This window comes from Mesorhizobium sp. CNPSo 4671 (genome assembly GCF_057784245.1).
The window spans coordinates 150,532-177,069 of record NZ_JBWLUW010000010.1 but is presented as its reverse complement, the minus strand read 5'-3'; the positions used below and the strand labels follow the sequence as shown (position 1 = coordinate 177,069).

The 26,538-nt window shown below is 64.3% G+C and carries 27 protein-coding genes; 9 read left to right on the top strand and 18 right to left on the bottom strand.

The features are described from left to right. Nucleotide 1: 1 nt before the first annotated feature. Both AC04SF_RS26035 and gspG read left to right on the top strand, forming a co-directional pair. Nucleotides 2-496: a prepilin peptidase gene (locus AC04SF_RS26035; protein WP_488480116.1), complete on the top strand. Its 495-nt coding sequence runs from the start codon at nt 2-4 to the stop codon at nt 494-496. Continuing rightward, nucleotides 496-966: a type II secretion system major pseudopilin GspG gene (gene gspG, locus AC04SF_RS26030; RefSeq protein ID WP_488480115.1), complete on the top strand. Its 471-nt coding sequence runs from the start codon at nt 496-498 to the stop codon at nt 964-966. Before AC04SF_RS26035 ends, gspG begins: the two co-directional genes overlap by 1 nt. A gap of 23 nt (nt 967-989) precedes the next feature. Here gspG and AC04SF_RS26025 read toward each other — a convergent pair whose 3' ends face one another. The 12 genes from AC04SF_RS26025 to AC04SF_RS25970 all read right to left on the bottom strand — a co-directional run bounded on the left by AC04SF_RS26025 (nt 990) and on the right by AC04SF_RS25970 (nt 11,581). Continuing rightward, the gene (locus AC04SF_RS26025; protein ID WP_488480114.1) at nt 990-1,715 is read right to left on the bottom strand and encodes a hypothetical protein; all 726 of its coding nucleotides are present in this window, start codon (nt 1,713-1,715) and stop codon (nt 990-992) included. Continuing rightward, nucleotides 1,712-2,071 (bottom strand): PulJ/GspJ family protein, encoded by a 360-nt coding sequence (locus AC04SF_RS26020; RefSeq protein ID WP_488480113.1) that lies wholly within the window; start codon nt 2,069-2,071, stop codon nt 1,712-1,714. The genes AC04SF_RS26025 and AC04SF_RS26020 overlap by 4 nt, the downstream gene beginning before the upstream one ends. Next, the gene (locus AC04SF_RS26015) at nt 2,068-2,541 is read right to left on the bottom strand and encodes a GspH/FimT family pseudopilin (protein ID WP_488480112.1); all 474 of its coding nucleotides are present in this window, start codon (nt 2,539-2,541) and stop codon (nt 2,068-2,070) included. Before AC04SF_RS26015 ends, AC04SF_RS26020 begins: the two co-directional genes overlap by 4 nt. Continuing rightward, a complete protein-coding gene (locus tag AC04SF_RS26010) occupies nt 2,538-3,755 on the bottom strand; it encodes a type II secretion system F family protein (protein ID WP_488480111.1) in 1,218 nt (405 codons plus the stop codon). Before AC04SF_RS26010 ends, AC04SF_RS26015 begins: the two co-directional genes overlap by 4 nt. Beyond that, a complete protein-coding gene (locus tag AC04SF_RS26005; RefSeq protein WP_488480110.1) occupies nt 3,755-5,398 on the bottom strand; it encodes a GspE/PulE family protein in 1,644 nt (547 codons plus the stop codon). Before AC04SF_RS26005 ends, AC04SF_RS26010 begins: the two co-directional genes overlap by 1 nt. Further along, the gene (locus tag AC04SF_RS26000) at nt 5,395-6,321 is read right to left on the bottom strand and encodes a hypothetical protein (protein WP_488480109.1); all 927 of its coding nucleotides are present in this window, start codon (nt 6,319-6,321) and stop codon (nt 5,395-5,397) included. The genes AC04SF_RS26005 and AC04SF_RS26000 overlap by 4 nt, the downstream gene beginning before the upstream one ends. Then, nucleotides 6,318-6,875, bottom strand: coding sequence for a hypothetical protein (locus AC04SF_RS25995; RefSeq protein WP_488480108.1), 558 nt, complete (start codon nt 6,873-6,875; stop codon nt 6,318-6,320). Before AC04SF_RS25995 ends, AC04SF_RS26000 begins: the two co-directional genes overlap by 4 nt. Beyond that, nucleotides 6,872-7,465 carry a type II secretion system protein GspM gene (gene gspM / locus AC04SF_RS25990; RefSeq protein ID WP_488480107.1) on the bottom strand — a complete coding sequence of 198 codons (594 nt, stop codon included), beginning with the start codon at nt 7,463-7,465 and terminating at the stop codon, nt 6,872-6,874. Before gspM ends, AC04SF_RS25995 begins: the two co-directional genes overlap by 4 nt. A gap of 2 nt (nt 7,466-7,467) precedes the next feature. Further along, the gene (locus tag AC04SF_RS25985) at nt 7,468-8,517 is read right to left on the bottom strand and encodes a PilN domain-containing protein (RefSeq protein ID WP_488480106.1); all 1,050 of its coding nucleotides are present in this window, start codon (nt 8,515-8,517) and stop codon (nt 7,468-7,470) included. 130 nt (nt 8,518-8,647) lie between these two features. Continuing rightward, the gene (locus AC04SF_RS25980) at nt 8,648-9,481 is read right to left on the bottom strand and encodes a DeoR/GlpR family DNA-binding transcription regulator (RefSeq protein WP_488480105.1); all 834 of its coding nucleotides are present in this window, start codon (nt 9,479-9,481) and stop codon (nt 8,648-8,650) included. Between the two features lie 46 nt (nt 9,482-9,527). Next, on the bottom strand, nt 9,528-10,301 hold the full coding sequence (locus AC04SF_RS25975) for an SDR family NAD(P)-dependent oxidoreductase (protein WP_488480104.1): 774 nt from the start codon (nt 10,299-10,301) through the stop codon (nt 9,528-9,530). After that, nucleotides 10,301-11,581: an ADP-dependent glucokinase/phosphofructokinase gene (locus AC04SF_RS25970; RefSeq protein WP_488480103.1), complete on the bottom strand. Its 1,281-nt coding sequence runs from the start codon at nt 11,579-11,581 to the stop codon at nt 10,301-10,303. Before AC04SF_RS25970 ends, AC04SF_RS25975 begins: the two co-directional genes overlap by 1 nt. A gap of 406 nt (nt 11,582-11,987) precedes the next feature. Between AC04SF_RS25970 and AC04SF_RS25965 the strand changes: the two genes are divergently transcribed. The 6 genes from AC04SF_RS25965 to AC04SF_RS25940 all read left to right on the top strand — a co-directional run bounded on the left by AC04SF_RS25965 (nt 11,988) and on the right by AC04SF_RS25940 (nt 18,154). After that, nucleotides 11,988-13,004, top strand: a complete 1,017-nt coding sequence (locus tag AC04SF_RS25965; RefSeq protein ID WP_488480102.1) for a hypothetical protein — start codon at nt 11,988-11,990, stop codon at nt 13,002-13,004. Between the two features lie 152 nt (nt 13,005-13,156). Beyond that, complete coding sequence (locus tag AC04SF_RS25960; RefSeq protein WP_488480101.1) at nt 13,157-14,440, top strand: ABC transporter substrate-binding protein; 1,284 nt, start codon at nt 13,157-13,159, stop codon at nt 14,438-14,440. Nucleotides 14,441-14,506: 66 nt separating this feature from the next. Then, nucleotides 14,507-15,448, top strand: a complete 942-nt coding sequence (locus AC04SF_RS25955) for a carbohydrate ABC transporter permease (RefSeq protein WP_488480100.1) — start codon at nt 14,507-14,509, stop codon at nt 15,446-15,448. Next, complete coding sequence (locus AC04SF_RS25950; RefSeq protein WP_488480099.1) at nt 15,448-16,281, top strand: carbohydrate ABC transporter permease; 834 nt, start codon at nt 15,448-15,450, stop codon at nt 16,279-16,281. Before AC04SF_RS25955 ends, AC04SF_RS25950 begins: the two co-directional genes overlap by 1 nt. 4 nt (nt 16,282-16,285) lie before the next feature. Continuing rightward, complete coding sequence (locus tag AC04SF_RS25945; RefSeq protein ID WP_488480098.1) at nt 16,286-17,392, top strand: ABC transporter ATP-binding protein; 1,107 nt, start codon at nt 16,286-16,288, stop codon at nt 17,390-17,392. A 33-nt stretch (nt 17,393-17,425) separates the two neighbouring features. Continuing rightward, nucleotides 17,426-18,154 carry an SDR family oxidoreductase gene (locus AC04SF_RS25940; RefSeq protein WP_488480097.1) on the top strand — a complete coding sequence of 243 codons (729 nt, stop codon included), beginning with the start codon at nt 17,426-17,428 and terminating at the stop codon, nt 18,152-18,154. Nucleotides 18,155-18,228: 74 nt separating this feature from the next. Here the strand turns inward: AC04SF_RS25940 and AC04SF_RS25935 are convergent, their stop codons facing one another. The 4 genes from AC04SF_RS25935 to AC04SF_RS25920 all read right to left on the bottom strand — a co-directional run bounded on the left by AC04SF_RS25935 (nt 18,229) and on the right by AC04SF_RS25920 (nt 22,945). Next, complete coding sequence (locus AC04SF_RS25935) at nt 18,229-19,050, bottom strand: ATP-binding cassette domain-containing protein (protein ID WP_488480096.1); 822 nt, start codon at nt 19,048-19,050, stop codon at nt 18,229-18,231. Further along, nucleotides 19,050-20,036, bottom strand: a complete 987-nt coding sequence (locus AC04SF_RS25930; protein ID WP_488480095.1) for an ABC transporter permease — start codon at nt 20,034-20,036, stop codon at nt 19,050-19,052. Before AC04SF_RS25930 ends, AC04SF_RS25935 begins: the two co-directional genes overlap by 1 nt. 132 nt (nt 20,037-20,168) lie before the next feature. Then, the gene (locus AC04SF_RS25925) at nt 20,169-21,185 is read right to left on the bottom strand and encodes a substrate-binding domain-containing protein (protein ID WP_488480094.1); all 1,017 of its coding nucleotides are present in this window, start codon (nt 21,183-21,185) and stop codon (nt 20,169-20,171) included. Between the two features lie 158 nt (nt 21,186-21,343). Then, nucleotides 21,344-22,945, bottom strand: a complete 1,602-nt coding sequence (locus AC04SF_RS25920) for an FGGY-family carbohydrate kinase (RefSeq protein ID WP_488480093.1) — start codon at nt 22,943-22,945, stop codon at nt 21,344-21,346. On the opposite strand from AC04SF_RS25920, the gene AC04SF_RS25915 reads away from it, so the two are divergent. After that, nucleotides 22,936-24,321, top strand: coding sequence for an ROK family protein (locus tag AC04SF_RS25915; protein ID WP_488480092.1), 1,386 nt, complete (start codon nt 22,936-22,938; stop codon nt 24,319-24,321). The genes AC04SF_RS25920 and AC04SF_RS25915 overlap by 10 nt on opposite strands. Before the next feature lie 17 nt (nt 24,322-24,338). On the opposite strand, the gene AC04SF_RS25910 is transcribed toward AC04SF_RS25915, so the two are convergent. Both AC04SF_RS25910 and AC04SF_RS25905 read right to left on the bottom strand, forming a co-directional pair. Next, a complete protein-coding gene (locus tag AC04SF_RS25910) occupies nt 24,339-25,466 on the bottom strand; it encodes a serine hydrolase domain-containing protein (protein WP_488480091.1) in 1,128 nt (375 codons plus the stop codon). Between the two features lie 62 nt (nt 25,467-25,528). Further along, complete coding sequence (locus tag AC04SF_RS25905) at nt 25,529-26,479, bottom strand: LysR family transcriptional regulator (protein ID WP_488480090.1); 951 nt, start codon at nt 26,477-26,479, stop codon at nt 25,529-25,531. Nucleotides 26,480-26,538 lie beyond the last annotated feature (59 nt).

Here is a 26,538-nt window from a genome sequence, read left to right as displayed (position 1 = left end):
GATGGCTGCGCACCCCTCTCTCGTGCTGGCTGCCACGATCGCCTTGGCGGTTGTGCTCGGCGCCATTGCGATCGCCGATTTCCGCCGCCAGATCATTCCGGACGGGCTAAACCTGGCGCTGGCCGGCATCGGGCTTTCCTATCAATTGGCGGCGGACGCAGACGGCCTGCCGGTGCATCTGCTGTTCGCCGCCACGACTTTCGCCGCTGCCTGGCTGCTGCGGCGCGGCCATTTCCTCATGACCGGCCGGATCGGCCTCGGCCTCGGCGACGTCAAGATGCTGGCGGCGGCCGCGTGCTGGATCAGCCCGCTGCTCCTGCCGGTGCTGCTGTTCATCGCCAGCGCCAGCGCTCTTTTGTTCGTCGGCGGGCGGGTGGTCGCGACGGGGCCGGCGGCTGCGCGGGCGCGCGTCGCCTTCGGTCCGTTCATCGCCATCGGCCTCGGCTGTTGCTGGGTGCTGGAACAATTTGCAGGTCTAGACATGGGACTGCTCTGATGATGCGCTTTCTTCAACCCTCCGAGAGATTCCGCCGCGCCAGAAGATCTGGCGGCGAAAGCGGTCATGGCGAAAGCGGCTTCACCCTGGTCGAGCTTCTGGTCGTGCTCGCCATCATCGCGCTGATCGCCACGCTGGCGGCACCGCAAGTGCTGCGCTATCTCGGCGCGGCCAGGACCAATGCGGCCAAGGCGCAGATCCGCAACATCGAAAGCGCGCTCGAACTCTACTATGTCGACAATGCGAAATACCCGACCGACGAAGAGGGGCTCAACGCCCTGGTCGCGCAGCCTGCCGGCGAAACGCGCTGGAACGGGCCGTATCTCAAAGGAAACACCGGCCTCAAGGATCCGTGGGGAAGGCCCTACTCCTATGAAGTGAAGGCCGATGCCAGCGGCGTGGTCATCCGCAGCCTTGGCAAGGACGGCAAGCCCGACGGAACCGGCGAAGATCAGGACGTCAGCAACTGACGGTGGCCGAACACGACGGTTCCTCAATTCGTGCGCGGCGCCGGGGTGCCGGCCAGATCGAGGCGGGCAAAACCTTGCGATGAATAGGCGGCACCATCGCGCACCACCGAGAGGGTGAAACGCACGGCGGCAGGCAGCCGCCGGGGTATATTCCAGCTGGGCAGCCACGAGGGCGATGCCAGCGCGCTGTCGAGATATTCGAATTTCATGGCGCTCACACCGCCGATCAACCTCACCGGTTCGCTCGACACCGACGCGCCGGGTTTGCTGCCGCGCCGCGTTTTCTGGACAATCATCAGAGCGCTTCCCGACTGGCCACCATCACCAAGCGACACGGCGATCTCGCGGAGCGCCGAGGATTTGAAGCCGATCGCCTGAACGGCATTGAATTCGATCCGGGCACCATCGCCACTGAGATAAAGCACCTGGTCCGGTGACGATTTCGACAAGGGCAAGGGCTCGGCGTGACTGATCGCCGTCTCGAGAAAGCGCGATGCGGCATCGACCTCCATCTGGAACTCGGTTGCCTTCTCGATACGCATCATCGTTCGCGCCTGGCCGAGAAAGACCATCATCAGCGATGTGATGACGCCGATCAGCGCCAGCCCTACCAAGACGTCGATGAGTGCAAATCCCGCTGCCGATGCCTGGGGTTGCGGATGCGACTTGCCGTCGGATGAAGCAGCGCCTGCAAGACGGCGGCGAACGACGCAGGCCTTCGCCTGAGCGCGGGAGAACGGCCAGTTCATCGCGCAGCCGGGCCTTGCGCCGGCACGAAGGTCAGGAACGGCCCGCTTGGAAACGCTCCACCCGGCTTCTCGATGAGAACGGCGGTCACCCGCGCCTTTGCGACGTCTATCGTGCGGGTCTTCAGGGTCCAGCCGGGCTGTGCCGTGGTTTGCGCCCTGGCCTCGTAGTCGGCCAGCATCATGCGAACCGTTCTGGCCGCCTCGACCTGGCGTTTGGCCGCGGCAATGCTGCGGCTGGCCAGCACGATCGATTGGCTGGCGATGCCGAGCACGAGCGTCAGGATCGTCATGGCGACGATCATCTCCAGGATCGAGAATCCCTCTTCGGCTGAGGATGGGGACGATGGCCCGGTCATGGCAGGGTTCGCCATGTCGAAAGCCCTGTCAGCCAGTTGACCGCGATGCGCGCGGTCCGCCCTTTTTGCTCCAGCGCTATGTCCATGCCGGAAGCGCTGCCGTCGGGAAGGAAGGTCAGCACTGTCTGCCGATCGGCGACGACCGTCTCCTGGCCGGTGATCACGGTCACTTTGACATCGTCCGGCAAGGCAAGACTGTCGCGTTCGCCGAAGCGGATGAGACGGCTGCCGAGATCGACAACGATCTGCCTCGGCCGGGCGGTGGCGATGGCCGATGTGCGCGACAGGCGCAACCGCATGGTGATCTCGCCGGCCACTGTCTCCAGGCTCTTGGTGCGATAGTGGCTGACCAGCCCCGGCGCGGCGATGGCCGCCACAAGCGCCATGATCGCCAGCACCACCAGCATTTCGACCAGGGTGAATCCCGCCGTTGCGTCCGCCTCTGTGTTGGCTCCAGGGGCGGCGGTCATTGCAGCGCCAGATCGTTGATGCTGAGGATCGTCGTCATCACCGAAATGACCAGGCTGCCGACGAGAAAGCCGAGCGAAATCGTGAGTGCCGGCGTCAGCAGCTTCAGCACGGTGTCGATGCGCCGCGTCAGCGTCAGCTGAAGCATTTTCGCGGCGCGATCCAGCACCACGGGAAGCGCATTGGCCTCTTCGCCAAGGGAGACCAGCGACATTGTCGCGTGGTCAAAGATCCCCGCCTTGACGATAGCGCCATGCAGGCGCGCGCCATTGGCGACGTTTTCTTCGATCGTTGCAAAGCTCGCGGCCAATGAACTCTGCCTGGAGACATTGGCGGCCAGGCCAAGCGCCTCGGTCATCGCCACGCCATTGCCGAGCAGCAGCGCAAGCGTTTCGAGATAGCGCGCGACTACGGCATCCCTGACCAGTGCGCCGATGAGCGGGATCTTCAACACCGAGTGCGAAAGCTGTCTCCTGGCGCCGGCGGAACGGGACACCAGAAGGTAACAAAGCAGGCCGAGAACCGTCGCCAGCGGGAAAACGAAGGGGTAATCGCGGAACACGATGCCGAAGGTGGAAAGCATGGTCATGGTGAACGGCTTGGGGGCGGATGACCCTTCGAAGATCGGCTCCAGCGCCGGCACCAGGACCGTTGCCAGGATGACCAGCGCGCCGCTCATGACCAGCAGCAGGAAGGCCGGATAGGCCAGCGCCTCGCCGATTGCCGCGCGGCGCTTGGCTGTTGCCTCGAACGTGTCCGCCAGCCGCTGGCAGATATAAGCCATCTTGCCACTGCGCTCGCCGCTGGCAAGCAGCGCGGCAATATCCGGGGTGATGCCCGGCAGGGCGGCAAAGGCCTCGGCGATCGGCCGGCCGCCGGTCGTCAGATCGAGCACCGCTTGCAGCTGCTGGCGCCGCTGCCGGTTGGCTTCGCCGGAGATGACTGCGCCCAAGGCACGGTCGACCGTGAAGCCGGCATTCAGAAGCACCGAAAGTTCGGAAAACAAGCGGCTGAGATCGACCCCGCGGGTCAGCGTCAGCGCGCTGCGCCCCGGCAGGCGAAGCTGCGGCCTTTCGCTGTTCACAGGGGCAAGATGGTAGGAACGGCGACCTTGCTGCGCCAATTTGCGCGCGGCGTCCTGTTTGGTCGACGCGTCGAGAACGCCGGCTTCCGTCGAGCCGTCGGCCAGATAGGCGCGATAGGCGAAGGCCGGCATCAGTCATCTCCCGCGAGATCGATGACCCGGCGGACTTCGTCCATCGTGGTCACCTGCGATCGCGCAAGGGCGGTTGCGTGGGCCGACATCGGCACGAGGTCGTCCTCGGCGGCAATGCGGCCGATCTCCATTTCGCCGGCACCCTGGTCGATAAGCTCGGCAATGCGTGGCGACACTTGCAGCATTTCATAGGTCACCGTGCGGCCGCTGTAACCGGAGCCGTTGCAGGTGCGGCAGGCCGGGCCGGTCTGCTCGGTGCCGTGGCAAGTCGGGCAGATACGGCGCAACAGCCGCTGCGCAATGACGCCGCGGATCGTGGCGCCGAGCAGATAGCCATCGATGCCCATGTCGCGCAGGCGCGTCAGCGCGCCTGCGGCACTGTTGGTGTGCAGCGTCGAGAAGACGAGATGGCCGGTCAAGGCCGCCTGGACCGCGACCTGAGCCGTCTCGCGGTCGCGGATTTCACCGAGCAGGATGATGTCGGGGTCCTGCCGCAGGATCGAGCGCAAGGCGGCCGCGAAGTCGAGGTCGATCGCCGGATTGACCTGCAGCTGGGTGATGCCGGCCATGCGGTATTCGACCGGATCCTCGACCGTGAAAATCTTGACATCCGGCCGCGAGCGTTCGGCCAGGATCGAATAGAGCGTCGTCGTCTTGCCGCTGCCGGTCGGTCCGGTGATCAGCACGATGCCGTTGGCCGATTGCGACATGGTGCGTATCTTCGCTTGCGCGGCGCTGTCGAAACCGAGTTTCTCCAGCTTCAGCTCAACGCCGGCACGATCGAGAATGCGCAGCACGATGGCCTCGCCGTGAATGGACGGAATGACCGAGACGCGCAGGTCGACATCCCTGCCGCGCACGGCAATGCGCATGCGCCCGTCCTGCGGCAGGCGGCGTTCGGCAATGTTCAGCCGCGACAGGATCTTGATGCGGGTGGAGATGCCGGACAGCATGGCGATCGACGCGGTGTCGACGGTGGACAGCATGCCGTCATGCCTGAAGCGGATGCGGACATGGTCCTCGAGCGGCTCGATGTGAATGTCGGTGGCTCTTGCATCGACCGCCTTGTGGATGGTTTCGGCGACGAAGCGCACGATCGGCGCTTCACGGGCGAAATCCTTCAAGCGCTCGAGGTCGTCAGGACCGAAATCCAGGGTTTCGCCACTGCCGCCGCCATTTGAAACAGCGGCCAGGGCCGATTGCTCGATGCGATCGATGCATTCGGCGATCATGCGCCTTGGCAAGATGCGCAGCGCCAGTGTCCGCTCATAGTGGAAGGCCAGTGCGTCTATGGTGGCCGACGAGAAAGGATCGGCCACCGCGACGACCAGGTGCTCGGCGTCCATCTGCAGCGGCAGGATGGCGTTTTCCCTGAGATAGGCCAGCGGCACGCTTGCCAGCATTTCCGGGCTGACCTGTTCGGGAATCTCGACCGGCGTCGGCGCTTGGAGATAGCGGCTGAGGCTGTTGGCAAGCTCCTGCTCGCCGATCAGCCCGAGTTCGGTCATCACCGTATCGAACGGGTGTCCGGATGTCCGCGATGCCCCCAAAGCGCGTTGGGCGGCATGCGCGGTCAGCACCTTCTCACCTTCGAGAAAGGCAAGAAACGCCTCTATCCCCTTCGACTGCGCGGAGGCGTTCATGAGCTCCACCCCCGCAGAATCCGCGCCGCCTCAGTGCCGAAAAGCGCTTCGCAGTCGGCGGTGCCGGCCACCGGCGGCAACACGCCGGCTTCGATGGCCGGGCTTCGGGCGACGCGGGAGAATGCCGCGCCTGCCGGAGATTTTTCGATGATGAACCCGGCCTCGCCCGTAATCCCGGAACCGTCCCGCCTCACCACCACATCGACCGTGTAGGCCGATGGTTCGGCCGACGCTTGAACGACCGTAGCGTCGGAGCCACTGGCAAGGGCCGCACGAAGACGGCCTGGCGCGCGATCGGCGCTGATCGTGCCACGCTTCGAGTTGACCGTGAAAACGCCATCCAGGGTCTGCAGTTGTATCGACGACAGTGCCGAAAACTCCTGCAGTTCGGACACGGATTCGAACGGCGCCTGCTTGTCTTCGGCTGGCCCGACGGCGCCTCTGGGCTGCGGCAGGCCGGCGAACAACTTGGCGCTGTCGCGAAACCGGATCGCCGCCTTGGCCAGGTCATCCGATGTCTGCTGCTCGAAGCCGAGCGCGGCGAAGCCAAGCGCCAGCAGACGGTCATCCGCGGCATTGAGGTCGATCAGTCCGCCGTGATCCTGGACGCGCACGGCGAAACTGAATGCCCCCGACTGGCATGCTGTCGGTGTGGAATCCAGCGGAAACTTTTCCGCGCCTGAGCCGCCGGTCAATGCGCTCGCAACCACATTGCCGAGGCCTTCGGCAAGCAGCGACAGGCGCTCCTGCTCGACCTCGTTGTTGGCGATCATCAGCCGCGTTTTGGCCATCACGGCAAAGGGGACGACGATAGCCGAGACGATCAGCATGAACACCAGCACGGCAACCAGCGAAAAGCCGGCGCCTCCGCTGTCGTCCGCTGCGCTTTCATTGGCGCTGTCATGGGCGGCGCGGTCGCTCATAGTTCCGGGGCATTCGGAGTTGGTGGGCCACTCTTCCAGGGCGGATAAAGCGGGATGCGTGCCACCTTGCCATCCCGCTCCAGCACGGCCTGATCCTTGTCGATCGCCGACACCGTCCAGCCGTCGACGGTCTCGCCATTGCCATACCAGACCGCGGCCCCGCTGCCGGCGACGCGCAGCAGCGCCTTTGCCGCTCCGCCCTGAATGCTGATGCCCAGAAGCGATGGCGCGACGGCCGGCGGGGCTTCGGGTAGCGGCGGCGCCGGTGCCGGCGCGACCGGGGCAACGGCAACCTCCACCGGCGGTGGCGGCGCGACCGGCGGCGGCACGAATTTCCGGCGTGTCGGCGTGAACAGCGGACGCTGAAACGTCTCGCTGAGATCGCCGGCTTCGGGAAATTGCAGCGATCCCGCCACCGAGGTCGGGCCGCCATCATGGCCCTTGCCGGAGGCGACCGGTGTGATGTCGACAGGTGTGTCGTAAAGCGCGACATTGACCAAAGCGAGGGCCGCGATCACAGCCGCAATCGCCAGGCCTGCGAATTTCCCGGTCATGGTTTGACCCCGGCGGGCGCCATCTGCGTTTGCAGCGGCCCGTAAAACAGGATCTCGGCAAAAAGCTCGGGGTCGCCGGTCCGTCCCGCCGCGGGCCTGACATCGGTGGTGCGCAAGGTGGCCTCGCGAATGAACAGCACCGGCAGCGACGTCTCGATGGCGAGGATGGCGTTGTGGATGCCTTCCAGCGGCCCGGACAAATTGACCCGCAGCCCGATGAAATCGACGCCGGCCTCGCTCAGCACCGGTGCATTGCCGGCGGACAGCACGCTCACCCCATTCGCGGCGGCAATCGCGTTCAGCCGGGTCTGCAGCCCGCCGCGGATAATCGCTTCGCTCCCGCCGGTGAGAAATTCGGGATTGGCCGATGCTTGCGGACTGGCGGCGGTGTCGAGGCGCTTTGCCAGTGCCGCCACGCTCTGCAGCTGACCGAGCAGCTCGCGCTTTTCCTCGATCCCGGCCTGTGCGGAGGCAACGCTGTCGAACGCCGCGAACACCACCCAGGCAAGCATACAGGCCGTGACCACGGCAATCGCCAGCGCAATCAGGCGGCGGATCGTCGGCCTCGTGTTGAGGATGGCGGAGAGCATCGTCAAAGCGCTCCGATCTTTGCCGAAATGGTGAAGTGCTCACCGTCCTGGCCGGGAACCTTGACCACGGGTGAAGCGAATTCAGGCGCCGAAAACAGCGGCGAGGCGTCGATCGGCTGGATAAGTTCGGCGGCCGAAGTGGAAAAACCAGAAATGGTCAGGTCGTCGCCCTTGGCCGAGAGATCTGTCAGCCAGGCGGTGTCGGGCAGCAGGTGCGTCAGCTCGGCCCAGACGCGCACCAGCGATGCCGTCGTCTTCTTTTCCTGGCGGATCTTTTCGATCCGTTCGATGCCGGCCTGGCGCTTCTGCAGCGAGGCGCGCGCCGCCTTGGCCAGCACCTGCGCATCGGCGATCTGCGTGTCCAGTTCGGCCTCGGCCTGCCAGGCGCGCCAATGCGCATGCGCGAAGGTCACCAGCACGGCCCCGGCCAGCACCGAAATGGCCGTGATCCATGCAGTCCTGGCACGCCGGTCACGCGCCGTCGGTGGCCAGATCGCGGCGAGGCTGAGCGGATCGGCGTGCAGCGCGCCGGCAGGCCGCGACAGCGACAGGCAGCGGACCGAGCCACCGGCGCGGCGAACCGCATCCAGCACGGCGGCGAGCGTCTTGGCCTTGACGACATGGTAGGTGCTGTCTTCTTCCGCCGTCGTGGCGAAGACGACATGCACCTGCGCCGGGTCGATCGGCGTCGCGGCCAGAAGGTCGAGTTCGGCCATGTCGCGCGCCTGCCGAACCGGCAGGCGCCGAGCCGCCAGTTGCCGGGTCAGGAACAGGCCGGGCTGGATCGCAATATCGAAGCTCGGCCGCCTGCGCCGAGCCCCCCCCTGGAGCAGCGCCAGGATCTCGTCCGAAGAAGCGGTGAGCGCCAAGGGGATCGACTGGAATTCCGGCGCATTGGCCTCGCGCACGCGAATGCCGTCATCCGCCAGGCTGACGATCCAGTCGGCGGTGGAGGCTTGTTCTTTCCTGGGAACAACCCGCGTCCAGACCCCTCGCAGCTCATCGAGCCACCAGTCGAAAAAATCCAGAAATTGCGCGTTGAGTGTCGCCACAATCAACCACCCGCCGCCCCGGCTGATTCTCGGCCGAGGTTTTCAAGGCGAGACTACTACAGATGGTGGTGGGATGCGGATATTTGCGGGTGTGTGGGTAGGGGATTAGCCACAGGTTTGTTGGCGGGCACTAAAATCTCGAACGGCCTGAAGCCGGGAACGCGCTGGCGCGGACCACGGTCACTTTTCGTTCCGCCGAGCGCAAGGACGCCAGCGCGTCCTGGGAGATGCCCTCGTCGGTGATCACCTCGTCGATCTCGGAGATATCCGAAAGCGTGCAGAAACCCGGTGCGGTGAATTTCGAGGAGTCGACGAGCAGGATCGTCTTGCGGGCCGAGGAAATCATGGCGCGCTTGAGCGAGGCGACTTCCAGCGATGTCTCCGTCAGCAGCGTGCCGGTCACCGCCGACGCGCCGGTCATGCAGAGGTCGGCGTGCAGCGTCTTGATGAAGCTTTCGCCGGGCTCGCCGGCAAGATGCCGGTAGCCGGGACGCACGGTGCCGCCCGGCAGGATGATGCGCCAGGATTTGATATCGGCGGCGAAGTCGGCGATTTCCAGGCTATTGGTCACCACGGTCAGCGGCAGGTCGCGCTCGGCGGCGGCGCGCACCGCTTCCATCACGGTCGAGGAACTGTCGAAGATGACGCTGTCGCGGGCGCTCAGCCGCCCGGCCGCCTCGCGGCCGATCGCCACCTTCTCGGCGTGCTGCAATTCGGCATTGACCTTGGTCTCGCGCTCGAAGGTCGCGCGCATCGGCTGCAACAAATGAGCGCCGCCATGGGTGCGTTCGAGATAGCCCTTTTCCACCAGATGCTCGAGGTCGCGCCGCACCGTCGACTGCGAGCCGCCGATCGTGTCGGCAAGCTCCTGGATGGAGGCCGCGCCGTTGACGCGCAGATGCTCCAAAATGAGCGCCTGCCGCTTGGCGGGAACCATATCGACGCGCTTGCTGGGAGTGTCCATGCTTTACCTGCCTGGCCGCTGGCGGATCCGGGCCAATCGGCCATCCCTACCAAATCGTATAACCGCAATCCACAACCACCACCGCGCCGGTCATGGCACTGGCAGCATCCGAAGCGAGGAACAGGATGGGCGCTGCGATCTCGTCCGGGCCGGCGACGCGCCGCATCGGCGTCATATCCATCCATATCGGCATCAGCGTCTCGTCGGTGAAGCCGCCGCGCGACATCACCGTATCGACATAGGTCGGCGCCACGCAGTTCACCCGCACCCCGCGTCCAGCCCATTCGCCGGCCAGCGAGCGCGTCATGTGGTGGACGGCCGCCTTCGCCGCATTGTAGTGCGCCTGGCGCTGCGGCTTGTTGGAGATCAGCCCGGACATGGAACCCAGCGTGACGATCGCGCCACGGCCGCGCTCCAGCATTGGTCTCGCGAATTCGCGGCACGACCAATAGGCGCCGTTCAGGTCGACATCGACCACCTTCAGCCACACCTCGTCGCTCATCGCCTCGCCGGGCGTGTCGGGCCAGGCGATGCCGGCATTGGCGATCAGGATATCGACCGCGCCATGGCGTTCATTGGCGGACCGCGCGGCCGTGGCAACGGCCTTTGAGTTCGTCACGTCGAGCTGCACCGCCTCGACCTCATAGCCCTTCTGCTTCAGCTCCTCGAGTCCGGCCGCCAGCACCTGTGGGTCCATGTCTGAAATGATGACCCTAGCGCCGGCCTCGGCCAGCGCCTCGGCCGTCGACAGGCCGATGCCGCGGCCGCCGCCAGTGATGAAAGCCGTCTTGCCGTCAAGGCGGAAGCGTTCGAGAAACATTAAGGTGTCCTTCTGGCATGTCTGAGGTTAGCGCCGGTGTCGGCGTGACGGTTTCGTCCGAGGATGTGCAGGCAGCCGGCGGTAAAACTGTCGCCGAGGCCGAGCGTCGTCGCCGGTCTGTCCAGATAGGGAGACGCACAGGCGACGAAAGTCCAGCGTCCCCTGCGAACGGGCGTTTCGAAAGGCAGCGGATGGAACTCGGCCGCCGTCGCGATCGCGATGGTTTTGGCCGGCGCGCCATTGGCGGCCCTGGCGCTGGCGATAGCGCAGCCTGCCATCAGCGCCAGTTCCTCTTCGGCCGGATCGTTGAGCGTCACGGCCGCCGCCCATGTGTCGGCATGCACGCAGACCCGCTCGAGGCCGAGCCGCTCGCCGAGCGCGATCAGGGCTTCCATCGGATGATCGGTCGACGGGTTCATGGCAAGCAGTTCGGAATGGCTCATGCCGAGCGAGGTGATGGCGCCACCTGCGTGGGAAAGCAGTTCCTCGACCGCCTTTTGCGAGACATAGCCCGCCAGCTCGAAATGGATCGTCTTGAGGCCGGCGGCCTTCCAGTCACGGCCAAGCGAAAACACATGGCGGCTGGCGGCGCCGACATTTTCGATTGCTTCGTCGTTCAGCCCGGAAAGCAACCCAGCGGCGGCCGAGGACGCCAGCCGGCGCGACAGAGCCTCGAAATCCCCGTCATGCTGGATGCCGCGGTCGCGGAAGCGCACGACGACGCGGGAGGAACGGGTCGGCACGACAGTGCCGATCGCCCGGCCGGCGGTGAATTCGAAGATGAAGATTTCCGGAATGTGCGGGCCACAAGCCTGCACCTTGTCGACCGGTTTGAGTTCACCCTTGTCTGCCAGGAGAACCCCCGGCGGTATCTGCCGCAGCATCAGGGCGTGGCGATCCTCGAGCGCGACCAGGGAGCGGACGCCGAGTTGAGCCAGCACCCAGGCCGCCTGCGGCCCGGTTCCGCCCAACGCATAGCGTGGCTCGAGGCGCTCGCGCAGCCACGCTGGACCTTCCGGCCAATCGAAACGCACTTCGCCGCCGATGCCGCGCGCGGCGCGCGAAACCAGCATAGCGGCAAGCCGCCCCGCCTGCGTGTCGACGGGCGCATCAAGCAGCGGCTGGATGTCGGTCATCTCGACCCGCGCATCGACGCAGGCGCTGATGCCGCACAGGAAAAGCCCGGCCGAGGACAGAGCGTGTGCGCCGAGCGGGCCTGATCGTGGATCGATCAGCGCGGCATAACGCTGCGCGAACGATCCGGTGAAAGCATGATTCATCTCGCGCTTCTCCTCGCCTGGCGCGCTGTCAATTGCTACCATTATCTTTCAAATCGTCAATGCGATTTTCGCCTTTTTGCACTCTGTGTGCATAAATCCATCGTCAAAACTGCCAGCCCTCGACGTCGGCAACGAGCCGCTCCACAAAAATTCTCAAATCTGACCTGCGATCGTATTCCTCGAATAATTTGTGATATAACAATCACTTATCTTCGCAAAATCCCTGGTCGGAAACCCTTTGTCACGGTGCGCTTGCCTTGACTGGCATGCGGAGGTTCAGGAATAGAGAGATTTAGATAGCTATTGACAGATTATGAGAAATATTCGCAAATGGCGCAGAGCTTGACGTGGCGAAGGCGAAGCGCACGCCGCCGAGCCCCGACAACAGATCCACTGAGGAATACCGATGGTCACGAGACTGGACAGGAAGCTGGCGAACATTCGCGCGGGCCGCTACACGCGGGCCGATTTCGTCATCGCCGATGCCAAGGACAGCGATGTCGGCGCCGGCGTGACCGCGACCGGCTTCGACTATTCGGTCAAGCCGCCGCGCCGCCGCAGCCGCCAGGAATTCATCGCCCAGATCGAGGCGATCATCAAACAGGACATCGTCGACATCATGCTGGTGTCGCAATCCAACCTCGAGCTTCTCGACGAGCGCGCCGCTTTCTTCGGCAGCGAGATGAAGCCCGCCATCCGCGGCAATCTGGAGACGATGTGCTGGGGCGCCGTTCGTCATGGCACCTACACGCAGACGGCGTCCCTGCCCTTCCGCGACGCGAATCTCACGCGCGCCATCGCCAACTACCCGACGCACGGCACCGACCTCGCGCTTTATTCAGTCTCCTTCAGCAACGATGTCGAGCTTGACCTGCGCGCCTTGAACGCCTTCGCCGAATTCCGCGCGGAGGCTGCCCGCACCGGCTTCAAATATTTCTACGAAGTGTTCAATCCGAGCATCGATCTCGGCTTCAGCCGCGAGCAGATCGGCGAGTTCGTCAACGACAACATCATCAAGTCGCTGGCGAGCGTGCCGAAGGCCGAGCGGCCGCTGTTCCTGAAGACGCCCTATAACGGACCGAAAGCGCTGGAGGAGCTCGCCAGCTTCGATTCCGAGCTGATCGTCGGCGTGCTCGGCGGCGGCGCCGGCACCACCCGCGACACGTTCGAGCTTGTCGCCCAGTCGGAGCGTTACGGCGCCCGCCTTGCCCTTTTCGGCCGCAAGATCAACCTCGCCGAGGCGCCGCTGCAGCTCATCGTGCTGATGCGGGCCGTTGCCGACGGCACGATCGCTCCGGAGGAAGCGGTGCGCGCCTATCACGGCGAGTTGCAGAAGCTCGGGCTGGCGCCGAACCGGCCGCTCGCCGACGACCGGGCGATCACCGAAGAGGTGCTGACATCGGCGGCCGCGAAAGCCGCCTGACGCCGAAGCAACGCGTGTGACGGCAAATGCCGTCACGCCGTGATGACGGCAAGAGCCGTCACACTTGGGAATGTGACCCGGCAATGGGTCGCCGCGCCCGCGAGTGGAGGCTCGCGACGCGCTTATCTGGGAGCAAAAAAGGGAGGAATATGATGAGAAAAATGCTGTTTCTTGCGACGACGATCCTTGCCGCCGCTCTGTCTTCCGCTGCCAATGCCGAGCAGAAAGAGGTCACCGTCTGGTCCTGGTTCGTCCAGAGCACGATGCAAAAGTCGATCGCCGCTTTCGAGAAGGCGCATCCCGACATCAAGGTCAACTACACCTATTACAACTACTCGCCCGAATACATAACCGCGCTGAAGGCTGCGGCTGCCTCGGGCAGCCTGCCCGACGTCATCGGCCTGCAGCCGGGTTCGCTGACCCAGCAGTATCGCGAAAACCTCGAAGCGGTGAACGAACGCGCCGCCAAGCAGTGGGGCGACAAATGGGCGGAGAAGGTTTTTCCCGTCAACCGCAAGCAGATGCTGATGGGCAATCCGAAGGGCGATGAGAATTATTACATCATCCCGCAGGAATCGCAGGTCCTGTGCATCTGGTACAACCGCAAGATCTTCGAGAAACTCAACCTTTCGCCGCCGAAGACCTATGCCGATCTGAAGGCGACCGCCAAGGCCCTGACGGATGGCGGCTATATCCCGATGTTCCAGGGCGCCGCCGACGGCTGGCAGAACGAGAATGTCTTCCTGATGCTCGCCAACCAGTTTGCACCTGGGATCACCGACAAGGCGCAAGCCGGCGAGGCCAAGTGGACGGCACCGGAACTCGTCGCCGCCATGAAGGCCTGGAAGGGCCTGTTCGACGACGGCATCTTCCAGCAGGGCGCGCTTGGCGCACATGCCTATCCGACCGGCGCGCAGCTCTTCGCGCAGGGCAAGGTCGGCATGATGGCGCTGGGTTCCTGGTGGATGCAGGAGAGCAAGTTCCCGCCGCCACTGTCGGAATTCGTGCAGAACATGGATGGCTTCGACTTCTTCTATCTGCCTCCGGTGAAGGACGGCAATTCCGCCAGCCCGCCGGTCGGCGGCATCGACATCGGCTATGGCCTGACCAAGAATGGCGGCAAGAAGCCGGAAGCCTGGACCTTCCTTGCCGAACTCACCAACGGCGTCGGCCTGCAGGAAGCGCTGAACGACCTCAACGACCTGCCGGCGTTTGACGGCAATGCGCCAAAGGGCGACATCACCGACCACGTCAAGGACATGTCGGCCCGCTTCATGGCGGACCTGCCCAAGGCCGAGAACCAACGCTTTGCCTCACCGGCGGTCGCCGAGGCGCTCGACAATGCGTTGGCCGGTGTCGCGGCCGGCAGCATCGAGCCGGAAGCTGCGCTCGCCACCGTCCAGGCAGCGACCGAGAAGGCTCTGGCGGCGAAATAACCCATGACCCAACTGCCGGGCGCGGAGACGCGCCCGGCCCTTTTTCAGTGTAAGATGGCGAGCATTATGAGCGCAGAGGCCATGCGAGCCGGAGCCGCCGTCGCGGCGGTGAAACGGCGATCGGCATCGAGAGCTTCGACGCTCTATCTCTTCGCCCTGCCGGCAACGCTGCTGTTTGTCGTCTTCGTCGCCTATCCAATCCTGTGGGTTGCCGAGCAAAGTCTTTACGCCGGCAAAACAGATGGCGGCGTGGTGTTTGCCGGGCTTGCCAACTACACGACCATTCTCAGCGATCCGACCTTCTGGATCGTGGTGCGCAACATGGCGCTGTGGGGCGCCATCACCATCCCCGTGCAGATGCTGATCGGCGGGCTGCTCGCCTATTTCATCGAGCGCCACACGCATGCGCTGCGCGGCTTCTTCCGCACCATGTTCTTCCTGCCGGTGGTGACCTCGGTTTCGGTCATCAGCCTGGTCTGGGTGCAGATCTACGCCCCCTATTACGGCATCGCCCAAGAGTATCTGAAGCATATCGGCATCGTCATGATGACATCGCCGATCGGCGACCCGAAGACCGCGATCTACGCGCTGATCGTCGTCAACATCTGGCAATGGACCGGCTTTTCCATGCTGATGTACATCGCCGGCATCGCCAATCTGTCGAGCGAAGTGCTCGACGCCGCCCGCATCGATGGCGCCCGAGGCTGGCGGCTTGCCGTCCACGTCATCGTGCCGATGCTGGCGCCGGCGACAAAATCGCTGCTGCTGCTCGGCGTTATCGGTACGCTGCAGACCTTCCCGATCGTGCATCTGATGACCGGTGGCGGCCCGAACCGCGCGAGCGAGGTGTTCGGCACCTTCATTTTCAAGCAGAGCTTCGTGCTGGGTGACACCGGAACCGGCGCGGCACTGTCCGTCATCGTGCTGGTCGTCGCGCTCGCGCTGTCGCTGATCCAGATCGCCGTGCTCGGCGCCCGCCTATCGCCGGCCGGACGAGAGGAGTCCTGATGGCGCCGCTCGCCCGCAGCCGCATCCGTGGCGTGGTCATCCACTCCGTGCTCTTCATCGTGCTCGGCTTCTGGATGGTGCCGCAGGTCTACATGCTGTCGATCGGGTTGCGCACGCCGGCGCAGGCCTTCGACGCCGCTCTGTTCACCTGGCCGGTGACCTTCGACAATTTCGTCACCGTCATCCGCGACAACCCGCTGGGCGGCATTTTCCTGAACAGCCTGATCATCACCGTCGCGACGGTGGCGATCGTGGTCGCGGTCTCGTCGCTGTTTGCTTTCGCTTGCGCCATCCTGCGGCTGAAGGGCTCGATGCTGCTCTACACGACCTTGCTGACGACGCTGATGGTGCCGCTCGCCTCGATGGTGCTGCCGCTCGCCATCCTGCTCAAGAATTTCGGCTGGGTGAACACCTATATCGGTCTCATCCTGCCCTATGCCGCGCTCGGCGTGCCGTTCGCCATGGTCATCCTCAAGGCCTTCATGGAAGACGCGCCGCGTGAACTTTTCGAGGCCGCGCGCGTGGATGGCTGCAACCCCTGGCAGACCTACTGGCATGTCGCCCTGCCGCTGGTGCGGCCGGCGCTGGTGTTCGTCACCATCTGGCAGTTCATCGTCACCTGGAACGAGTTCTTCCTCGCCCTCATCGTGCTGACCAAGAGCGAGATGAAGACGCTCACCATCGTGCCGATGCAGTATTCCGGCCTCTATATGGCCAATCCCGGCGCGCTCTTCGCCATCCTGACGCTGATCGCGCTCCCCCTCATCCTCCTCTATGTGCTGGTGCAGCGCGCCTTCGTGCGCGGCCTGCTGGCCGGCGCGGTGAAAGGTTAGGCCCATGGCGACGCTCACCATCGACAAGGTCACCAAGGCCTTCGGCCACACCACGGTCATCCCGGAACTGTCGCTGACCATCGAGGATGGCGAGTTCTGTGTGCTGGTCGGACCGTCGGGCTGCGGCAAGTCGACCTTGCTGCGCATCATCGCCGGGCTGGAGCCGATCAGCTCGGGCCGCATCCTGGTCGACGGCGTCGACATGAGCGGTGCCGAGCCGCCGGAACGCGGCGTGGCCATGGTGTTCCAGTCCTACGCGCTCTATCCGCATATGAATGTCGACCGCAACATCGGCTTCGGCCTGAAGATCGCACGCACGCCACTCGCCGAGATCGCCGAGCGCGTCGGCCGCGCCGCCGAGAAACTGCGGCTCGGCTCCTATCTCAAACGCAAGCCGCGCGAGCTTTCCGGCGGCCAGCGCCAGCGCGTCGCCATCGGCCGGGCCATGACGCGCAAGCCGAAGCTGTTCCTCCTCGACGAGCCGCTCTCCAATCTCGACGCGGCGCTACGTGTTGGTATGCGCGTCGAGATCGCTCGGCTGAAGGCGGAGCTTGCCTCGACCATGGTCTATGTCACGCACGACCAGGTCGAGGCGATGACGCTCGCCGACCGCATCGTGGTCATGAATGGCGGGCACATCGAACAGGTCGGCGCGCCGCTCGACCTCTATCACCGGCCGGCCAATCTGTTCGTCGCCGGCTTCATCGGGTCACCGGCGATGAATTTCCTGAAGGGCTGTGTCGACACGGTTGAAGGCAATCTGGCGACGGTCAGCCTGGACCTCGGGCTTTCACTCACCATGCCGGTTTCGCAGGCACTGCGGCCGGGCGTCGAAGTGACGGTCGGCATTCGCCCGGAACATATCGTGCTGTCCAGCGAGGGTCAGGCCGGTGCGTTCGTCGTGCAGGCAAGCGTGGTCGAGCTCCTGGGCAGCGACACCTTCATTCATGTGCGCGACGGCGAAGACAGCCTGGTCATCCGTGACAGCGGCGGCCGCATGGCACGTGCGGGCGATCGCATCGCCATCACCTTGCCGCCCCATGCCTGCCATCTGTTCAACGAGGCAGGTCAACGGATTTCCGATACGGCGCCAGCCACCGAGCCCGCCTGACACGAGTTTGAAAGATACCACGAAGAGGGAATCATGACGGATTTTCACGGACGCAATATTCTGGTGACGGGCGGCAGCGGCGGCATTGGCGGCACCACCGTGCGGCATCTGGTCAAGGCCAACGCCAATGTGATCGCCGCTGGCCGTTCGCAAGAGGCGCTTGCGGCAATCGCCAGGGAGACCGGCTGCCGGACAGTGACCTTCGACCTCGCCTCCGAGGAGGAGATCCGTGACGCGCTTGAAGGTCTCGACCTGTGGGGCGTCGTCAATTGCGGCGGCTTCGGGGGCGAGATCGCGACGCCGATGGACACCGACATCGCCATCTTCGACAAGGTGATCACCGTCAATGCGCGCGGCGCCTTGCTGGTCACCAAATATGCGACGCGGCAGATGGTGGCGATCGGCAAGGGTGGCGCCATCGTCAACGTCTCCAGCCAGGCGGCGCTGGTCGCGCTCGACGGCCATATTTCCTATGGCTCGTCCAAGGCGGCGCTGGAGAACATCACGCGCTGCTCGGCGCTGGAACTCGGCAAATACAACATCCGCGTCAACAGCGTGAACCCGACCGTGGTGATGACGCCGATCTCGTCAGGCCATTGGAGCCAGCCGCATGTTGCCGAGCCGTTCCTGAAACAGATGCCGCTCGGCCGCTGGGCGACCGAGGATGAAGTCGCCGGCCCGATCGTCTTCCTGCTCAGCGACGCCGCCTCGATGATCACCGGCATCCATCTGCCCATCGACGGCGGCTACACCTGCCGATGAGGCCGAGACCAGGGATAGCCGCTGCTTCGGCGGCGGCCCCCATTTTCCGTCTGTATTGAAGTCCGGACCGACAGCTAACCGGCTTGAGATCGGGTCGCTTGCTCGACCTTCGCAGCACCCGTCATGATGGCGACGACATCGGCCATGGTGTGGGTTTTCGGACTGACCACGGCCGCGCGTCGGCCGAGGCGCATAATGTGGATGCGGTCGGCGATTTCGAAGACATTCGGCATGTTGTGGCTGATCAGCACGACCGGCAGTCCGCGCTGCCGGATGGCCCGGATCAGGTCGAGGACCTGGCCCGTTTCGCGCACGCCAAGTGCGGCCGTCGGCTCATCCATGATCGCAAGCTTTTTGGCGAACAATGCGGCTCTCGCGACCGCCACGCCCTGACGCTGGCCGCCGGACAGGGATTCGACTGCGCTGTTGATCGACGGCAGGCGGAATTTCAGGTCCGCCATGCTGCGTTCCGCCTCCGCCCGCATGCCCTTCTTGTCGAGCATGCGCAGCACATTGCCGAGGAAGCCTGGGCGGCGGCGTTCCCGGCCGAGGAACAGATTGCTGGCGATATCGAGTGCCGCCGCAACAGCAAGATCCTGATAGACTGTCTCAATGCCCAGTTTGCGTGCCTCCAGCGGCCCCTTGAAATGGACGGGTTGGCCGTCCAGCAGGATCTCGCCGCTGTCGGGGACGAGCGCGCCGGTCAACGCCTTGATCAGCGAGCTCTTGCCGGCGCCATTGTCGCCGACCACCGCCAGGATCTCGCCGGCGCGCAATTCGAAATCGACACCGTCGAGGGCGGTGACGTGGCCGTAGCGTTTGACCACATTGCGCGCTTCGAGGATGACGCCAGCTGAGGCGGTCGCCGCCTGCGCTCTCGGTTCCACAGGCGCCATCACCGCCTCCCCCTGGTCAACTGGTCGAGCGCGACCGCAACGATCACCAGAATGCCAGTGATCAGATCCTGCCAGAGCGGATCGATGCCGGCGAGTGTCAGCCCGTTGCGCAGGACACCAACGATCAGCGCGCCAATCAGCGTGCCGATCAACCCGCCCCGGCCGCCGAACAGGCTGGTGCCGCCGATGACGACTGCGGTGATGGAATCGAGATTGGCGGTCTGCAAGGCATTGGGGTCGGCATTGGGGATGCGGCCCAGCGCCAGCCAGGCCGCAATGCCATAGATGAACGCCGCAAGCACATAGACCGACAGCAAAAGCCGGCCGACCGGTATGCCGACAAGCCGGGCGGCCTCCGGATTGTTGCCGACCGCGTAGACATGCCGCCCCCACTGGGTCTGGTTGAGCAGGAACCAGACCACGCCATAGAGCAGGAGCATGATGATGACGCCGTAGGTAAGGATGAAACCGTTGAGGCGAATGGTGCTTCCGGTCCAGCCGAGAAATGCGTCGGTGACGGGGAATGCGCCGCCGGCCGAAATCAGCCTGAGCGCGGCGGTGATGATGCCCAATATGCCGAGGGTGACTATGAAGGGCGGCAGGCGCAGGCCGGCGATCAGGCTTCCAGCCGCGACACCGGCCGCCGTGCAGGCGAGAACGGCGAGCGCCATGGCCAAGACGGGGTCATAGCCACTGTTCGCCAGCTTTCCGGCAAGGATGGTGCCCAGCACACATATCGCGCCGACCGCGAGGTCGATGCCGGCGGTCAGGATGATCAAGGTCTGGCCAATGGCCAGCGTGCCGATGATCACGGTCTGCTGGAGAATGATCGACAGGTTCTGCGTGGCGAGGAAACGCGGATTGGTCAGCGAAAAGATCACGCCGAAGGCGAGCAGCACGAGCAGCGGCCCGACCGATGGCGTGGCGATGAGCCTCTTGGCAATCGTGGATGGCCTGCCGGAAGCGAGTGCTGATGCCGAATTCATAGGACCCCTCTGGAACGATCGTCACGTCTCCCGGCCCAAGGGTCGGGCCGGAAACGAACGGGACCATGCCGCTACAGATACCGCCTTGTCGACGGCCTGTCCGGCATGGTCCCGCCGGGAGGGTTCTTAAGATCAGTCGCCCCAACAGTTCTTGAGGCCCCATTCGGTGTCCTTGGAGTCGATCCCTGCGATCGGCTTGTCGGTGATCAGGAACGAACCGGTGTTGACGAAGCCGGTTGGCTTCTTGCCGCTGGCGGCATATTCCACAACCGCGTCGACGCCATTGGCCGCCATCTTGTAGGGGAACTGCATGACGGTGGCGGCGAGCTGGCCGGCCTTGACATTGCGGACGCCGGCGCAGCCGCCATCGATCGAGGTCAGCATGACATCGGCTTCCTTGCCGAAGGATTTCAAGGCCGCGTAGGCGCCGGCGGCGGCCGGCTCGTTGATGGTGTAGACCGCGTTGATGTCGCCGTTTTTGGACAGCAGGTTTTCCATGCCGACCTGGCCCTTGTCCTGCGCGCCATTGGTGATGGCCGAGCCGGCGATGGCCGGATCGCCCTCGGCAAGCCCAAAGCCCTTCAGATAGCCATTGTGACGGAACGTATCGACCGTGCCACCTGGCGTTCCATCGAGCATGGCCAGCACCGGCTTCTTGTCGCCGAGCGCCTTGCGGGCATAGGTGCCCTGCTGCACGCCGGCCTCGAAATTATCCGTGGCGAAGGTGGCGTCGACCGCATCGGCGGGATCGGTCGCCGTATCCAGCGCGATCACCAGCACGCCTGCATCGCGCGCCTTCTTGATGATGCCCAGCATGCCGGTCGAGTTGTTCGGCGTCACCAATATGCCTTTGGCGCCGGCGCTGATCAGATCCTCGATCGCGGTGACCTGGCCTTCATTGTCGCCGTCGAACTTGCCGGCGCGGGCGATCAGCTTGACGCCCTTGGCCTTGGCTTCCTCTTCGGCGGCCTGTCGCATTTTCACGAAGAACGGATTGACCTCTGTCTTGGTGACGAGACCGACGATGACTTCCTCGGCCGAGGCGTGGCCGGTCGCGGCGAAGGCGGTTCCGAAAAACACAAGGCCGGCGGCGGCCGACTTGACGAGGGCTCCGGATCTGGCGCCCGTCGAGATATGCAAAATGGACATGAACTCCTCCCGAGTTGTTGAACCTTTCTCCTCAAAGGCTCGCGGATTAACGCATAAGTTTTGCATACGGTCAAACATTATGTAGGTAATTATGTATGCTTTTATACATAATACCTGGGCAAGGCAGCAGACGCCTAGGAGGCCCGCAATCGCCTCGCTCAGGCGACCGATTTCGTTTCCTCCCTCGGCTGGTCGAGCGACAGCGACGCGGCCCCGTTGAGATCGTGCATGGCATTGCGCACGGTCTGGCTGCCGCTGAGCTCCCGATAGGTCCTGTAGAGAACGTGGTAGGCGGCGGCACTTTCCGGGCGCGGCTGGTAGGGCGTGAAGGTGCGTGCGCCGAACCGGGCCGTGCCTTCGGCGAAGCCGCTCACCAGTTCCGCCGCGACCGCGCCATGAACCGCCGCGCCGACAGCCGTTGCATGGGTAATGCTTGGAACCTCCACGACGCGGCCCAGCACGTCGGCCATGATCTGCACCAGCAATGGATTGCTCTGGGCGAGACCGCTGGTCAGGATGATGCGGTCGATGGCAAAATCGCCGGCCTCGAAGAGGTCGACCACCGTGCGCGCGCCGAAGCATAGGGACTCGATCAACGCGCGATAGATGCCGACGCCGGTGGTTTCGGTGGTGAGGCCGAGCAGCAAGCCGCTTAGGTTTGAATCCGCAAGCGGCACGCGGTTGCCGTTCCACCAGTCGAGCGCCACGAGATGGTTGGTGCCGGGTTCGAGCCCGGCTGCCTCGTGGTTGTAGATACGGAAACTTTCCGCTTCGTCGGCGCCGCGCGGAAATGCCTTCACGAACCAGGCGAGCGTGTCGCCGAAGCCGGCCTGCCCGGCCTCGTAGCACCAGAGATCGCGCACCGACCCATCCTTGGCCACGCCTTCGATGCCGGGCGGCAAAGGGCGGAACTGTTCGCTCAAAAACAGATAGACGGCCGACGTGCCGAGCGCGCCGACGAGACAGCCTGACGACACGGCCCCAACCGCGGGCAGCACGACGTGGGAATCGATCACCGCCACCGCAACGATCGCGCGACCGCTGATGCCGGTGCGAGTCCGCCATGAATCTGACAGGCGGCCTCCCGAACTGCCGATGCGATGCGGCACCGACAGCCTTTCGGCCAGGCCGGGCACGATGCCCTGCGGGTAGCCTTCCGCGTCGGAATACTGGGCCTTGTAGGCCGCGAAGCCCAGGCTGCGCACTTCGCGGCCGGTCAACTGCCAGACAAGCCAATCGCCGGACTCGATGAACCGGCCGGCCGCACTCCAGATGTGCGGTGCTTCGTCCGCAATCTCAGCCGCCTTCGGCAGCAGCCATTCCCCGGAAAGCTTGCCGCCGAAATTGCGCAGGAAGGCCCCGCCCCGGCGGTTGATCGCGTCGGCATAGGGCTGCGCGGCGCGATGTTTCCACAATTTGACATAGGCATGCGGCTCGCCGGGATAAAGTTCGGAAAGGGCGGTGCCGTCGGCGGTGGCCGGCATCGGGGAACTGGCCGAGAAGCCGAGCCCGATCGACTCGATGACCCGGCCACGCCCCAGCACATCGAGGATTTCTTGCGCCGCCTCGAGATAATCGGCGGCGTTCTGCAGCGCCCACGATCGCGGCAGAAGCTTGCCGTCAGGCAGGCTTTGCGTCATGACGTCGTGGCGATAGGCATGGGTGTGACTGGCGATCTGCTCACCGCTCGCCGCATCAAGCAGGACGCCGCGCGCTGACCCGGTGCCGTAGTCCAAGCCGATGACATAGGTTGCGATCATCTCGCCTGCTGCCTTTCCAATTCGGCGACGTATTCCTCTTATTCATCGATATATCTTTAAGTCAACGCATTATTGCATACTTTTGTACAAAACATGCGCGGCTTTCTTGTGGACGCGCCTTTATCTCCCCAGGGTTTATGGCTAAATCTCAAGGCGAAGGGGACAGTGGAATGGCAAGGACAAACGGTACGGCGGAACATCCCGCGCTTGTGAACAGCGGCGAGATCCTCTCGCTGATTGCCACCGGCGCCGCCACGTCCCGGTCTGCGCTGCTCGATGCGTCAGGGCTGTCGCGCGTGACTGTTACCCAGCGCCTGAATGCGTTGATCGACACCGGCCTTGTCCGCGAGACCGCCCGCACCATGCCGAGCGGCGGCAGGCCGACGCGCGTGCTTGGGATCAACGAGCGGGCGGGCTTCTTTCTGGTCGCCAACATTGGCGAAACTTACATCCACCTTGCCGCCATGGACCTTGAGCCCGCGATCGTTTCACAAAGCACGATCCCATTCAACGCGTCGGACGGACCGGCGGTTTCGCTCGCGCAGATCGCCGACGGGTTCGACGCCCTCGCAGCCAAGGCCCGAGCCAGCCACGGCTCGCTTTTTGGCGTCAGCCTCAGCATGCCGACGCCTGTCGATTTCAAACGCGGCCGCGTCGTCGGTCCTTCGGTCCTGCACGGATGGGACGAGTTCGACATCATCGGCTGGCTGCGCGGACGTTTCGATGCACCGATCTATGTCGAAAACGACGTGAACCTGATGGCGATCCACGAACACCGTCAGAATTTCCGGCATGTGGATGATATGTTCTTCATCAAGGCGGGAACGGGTATCGGCAGCGGCATTGTCGCCGGCGGCAAGATCTTCCGTGGCGCCCAAGGGGCTGCCGGCGATATCGGCCATATCCAGTTCAGCTCCGAGAATGCGCCCTTGTGCCGCTGCGGCAAGCTCGGCTGCGTCGAAGCCCGCGCCGGCGGCTGGGCGATTGCCCGGGATCTTACGAGCAGGGGCTTCAAGGCGGAGAATGCGCGCGATGTCATTTCGCTCGTCGAAATGCAGAAGCCGGAGGCGCTGATGCTGCTGCGCGGCGCCGGACGGGTGATCGGCGAAGTCGCCTCCGATGTCGTCAGCATACTCAACCCGAGCCTGATCGTGGTCGGCGGCACGCTCGCCAGGGGCGGCGAGTTCCTGTTGTCGGGTATCCGCGAACTCGTCTACCAGCGCTGCCTTCCGCTCGCCACGCGCGAATTGCAGATCGTACTTGCCAACCCGCAGAAGGACAGCGCACTTTTCGGCGCCGCCCATCTGGCGCTCGAGGATATCTTCAGCCTCGAGAAAGTGGAGGAACTGATCGATCGGCGTACCGCCGATCGATAGCCCGCCATCTCATCCGGTCAGAGCGAGTCGTAAACGGCGTCGATCAACAGTTTGCGGCGTGGGTCCAAATCGTCAAAACCCAGCATGCGGTTGGTGACATAGCCGAATCCGACGCCGGCACCGGGATCGGCAAAGCCGATGGCGCCGCCCCAGCCTGTGTGACCGTACGTTTGCGGCGACGCACGGCCGGCATAGAGCGGATCCTCCATCTGATAGCCGGCGGCGAAGGCCGTTGGAACCGCGAAGCTGTCATCCATGCCGCGAATGCGCAGGTGCGTTGCTTCCTCGATCGCCGCGCGGCCGATCAGAGCTTTGCCCTCCCAGACCCCGCCTGCTGCCATCATGCCGTAGATACGTGCCAGGGCATGCGCCGTCGACTGGCCATTGCCGCCCGGCACCTCGGCGGCGCGCCAGACGCGGTCGTTGGGGGCCAATGCACGCGGCGCCGGATTGTCGCTTGCGTGGGGAAATGGCGAAGCGCGAACGAACTCGACCCAGTCCGAAGTCCTGGGACCCTCGATCATCTCGGCGACCCTGGAATCCTCGCGGTCCGGCAGACCGACATGAAAGTCGGCTCCGAGCGGGCCTGCGATCTCTTCCGCGATGAAGCGGCCGATGCTTCGCCCGTCGACGCGGCGCAGCACTTCGCCGGCAAGGTGGCCATAGGTCAGGGCGTGATAGATGCAGCGGCTGCCAGGCTCCCATAGCGGCGACATGGCCGCAAGCGCGTCGACAAACGACGTCCACGCGAACATTCCTGCTTCGTCCATCGGCACGGCAAGACCATTCAGCCCGGCCTGATGCGACATCACCTGATCGAGCGTGATGCGCTCCTTGCCGCTGGCCGCGAATTCCGGCCAGTAGCGGGCAATGGGTGCGGCATAATCCAGCCTGCCGCGCTCCACCAACATTGCGATCGCCAGCGCCACGACGCCTTTGGTGGAGGACCAGACATTGATCAGCGTGTCCTGCCGCCAGGGGCGGGTGCGCGCGGCATCCGCGTGGCCTCCCCACAGATCGACGACAGTCTTGCCGTGGACGACGGCGGATACGCCACCGCCATGTTCCAGCCCTTGGGCAAAACATTCGGCGAATGCCTCGCCAACGGCGGCAAAGCGTGGATCGCAAATACCATTTATGTTCATGCGCGAATTCTATGTCAGGCTGGGCTCGCTGAATCAAACAGCGTGCGCAGCAAGAATGCAGTTTACATGCCCCAGACCACCGCCTGCTCATGGCGCTTGATCAGATGCTTGAGGTTGTCGAAGCTCTGGCGGATGTGTTTGGCGAAGGCATCGACGGCCGGTGCGCGCGGCGTGTCGGCGCGCCGAAGCAGGCCGAGCGCCCGCTCGGGATGCGGAATGGCAACGGGAAGCGCCGTGATCGACTTGTCCTTGCGAAAGGCAAAGACCACACTGTGCGGCAGCACGGTCAGCGCATCAGTCTCCTTCATGTAGTTGACGGCGCTGGTCAGCGATCCCCCGGAATAGCGGATTTTGATCTCGGTGGCGCCGAGCGACAACAGCAGGCTGCGCAGATCTTCCAGCAGCGGGCTGCCCGGCGGCGGCGCGATCCAAGGATAGTCGAGCAGGTCGCCGGTCTTGAGCTTGCGCCGCAGCAACAATGGATGCGTGGCGCGACAGGCGACGACATTGCGGCCGGGCAGGATCTCGCGGAACTCCATCCCTGACCCTTCCTCCAGTATGTCGATCGGACAAACGGCAAGGTCGATGCGGTCGGCGTTGATGGCGGCGCGCAGGTCCGTGAGATAGCCATAGCTCTGGTCGACGCGCACATCGGGATAGGCATTCTGGAAGTCGGCGATCATGCCGGAGATCAGCGCATCCATGAAAAACGGCGTGCCGCCAACCCGCACCACGCCGGAACGGCCCTGGCTGAAATTGGCGACGATGTCGGAGGCCTTGCGCGAGGCCGTCAGCATCACCTGGCCATGATCGGCAAGCGCCTTGCCGAGTGGCGTCGGCTGCAACGGCCGGCGGCCTTTCAGAAACAACGGTTCGCCCAGCCGCTTTTCCAGCATCGACAGCGTGCGCGACACGGCCGGCTGCGACAGGCCGATGAGCGCCGCACCTTCGGTGACGCCGCCCGCCTGCACCACCGCTGCCAGCTGAATCAAATGCCTCTCATCGAGCTTCATAACGATATGGTATATTAAATCGGGCAGAAATCATCATCTTTGTCTTTGGCCCGCGTTAA